The following is a 1,573-nucleotide window of genomic DNA, read 5'->3' on the forward strand; positions in this document are numbered from 1 at the left end:
TCGCGATATGGGACGGCGAGCGCCGGGCGCTGTTTTGCGCGCGCGACCATTTCGGCGTCAAACCCTTCTACTATCATTCGACCGGCAAACGCTTTGCGTTCGCCTCGGAGATCGGACCGATCCTGGCGCTGGACGGCGTCGGCAGGCGCCTCAGCGAGCACCAGATTTCCGGCTTTCTCGCCGGCTTGCCGGACGATCCGCAGGCCACGCCCTATACCGAGATCTTCCGCCTGCCGGAGCGGCACAGCATGACGGTCGTGGACCGCCAGGTGACGCTGCGGCGCTACTGGCAGATCGAGCCGTCGCAACGGCCGCCGCGCTCGGACGTAGCCGAGGAATTCAGGCATCTCTTCGTGCAATCGGTGGAGAACCGCATGCGCGGCACGCCGGCCGTCGGCGCCATGCTGAGCGGCGGGCTCGATTCCTCCTCGATCGCTTGCGTTGCCGGTCTTCGCGCGGCGGCGCAGCGCAACCCGAGGCTCAAGACCTTCTCGCTCGTCTTCGACAAGAGCTCGCCGATGGACGAGAAGCCGTTCATCGATGCGGTCGTCGACGACAATCCGCTCGACGCCACGCTGATTGCCGTCGGCAACTACGCGCCCTTCGCCGAGTTCGAGCGCATCCTGGAGGAGCAGGAAGGCACGTTCCTGGCGCCCGGCCTGTCGCTGACGCGCGACCTTTACCGCATGGCGGGGGCAAAGGGCGTCAAAGTGCTTCTCGACGGGCATGGCGGCGACGAGGTCGTCTCGCAGGGCCATGGCCACCTTCACGAGCTCGCCAATGCCGGCAGGTGGCTGGAGCTGTGGCGCGAGCTGCGCAGCGCCGCAAACACCTATGGCGAGGGCATGCTCTCGCTCTATTTCAAGTTCCTGACCATCTACGGACCGGCCTGGCGGATCGCCCGGGTGAGGTCGATGGCCAGACGCGTTGTCGGCAAGGTGCGGCGCAGGCCGGCGCAAGCGGCGCGCGCCGCCTGGACAGGCCTGGTCAACCCGGAGCTTGCCAGGCGCACCGATCTTGCCGAGCGTTTCCATCGCAGCGGCCACATGCCGATAGCCGTCAGCGCCAGCGAAGCGCTGACGCATCGCTGGCTTCTGTCCACCGGACTGGTGCCGCACGCCTTCGAAGTGCTCGACAAGGCCGCAGCCAATTTCGGCGTGGAGCCTCGTTATCCGTTCTGGGACAAGCCGCTCGTCGAATTCTGCCTGGCATTGCCCGGCGAGGAAAAGCTCAAGGACGGCTTCGGCCGCCATGTGCTGCGCCGGGCCATGCAAGGCGTTCTGCCGCCGGCGGTGCAGTGGCGGCGCGACAAGATCGATTTCACCGCCAACCTGGTCAAAGGCATGCTCGGCAATCACCGCGAGCTTCTGGACAGGCTGCTGATTTCGGACAGCGAGCGGATCGCGCCCTATGTCAACCTGCCCGAAGTGAACGCGGTCTACGAGCGCCTGCTCAGCCAACCCGAGCAGGCGACGCTGCCGGACGTCCAGCATGTCTGGCGCTCGGTATCGCTGTCGCTCTGGCTGCGGCAAGTCCAAGGAAGCCCTGCATGAACTTTCCGATCGCTTCCCTT

Annotated in this window: 1 protein-coding gene; it reads left to right on the forward strand. The window is 66.1% G+C overall.

What is annotated here, in order from left to right; translation table 11 throughout:
* Positions 1-1,553: lasso peptide isopeptide bond-forming cyclase (locus tag EOD07_RS33875; protein ID WP_127238306.1), on the forward strand; the 1,553-nt coding region annotated here is incomplete at its 5' end.
* Between the last annotated feature and the right edge of the window lie 20 nt (positions 1,554-1,573).

The organism is Mesorhizobium sp. M2C.T.Ca.TU.002.02.1.1, from assembly GCF_003997225.1.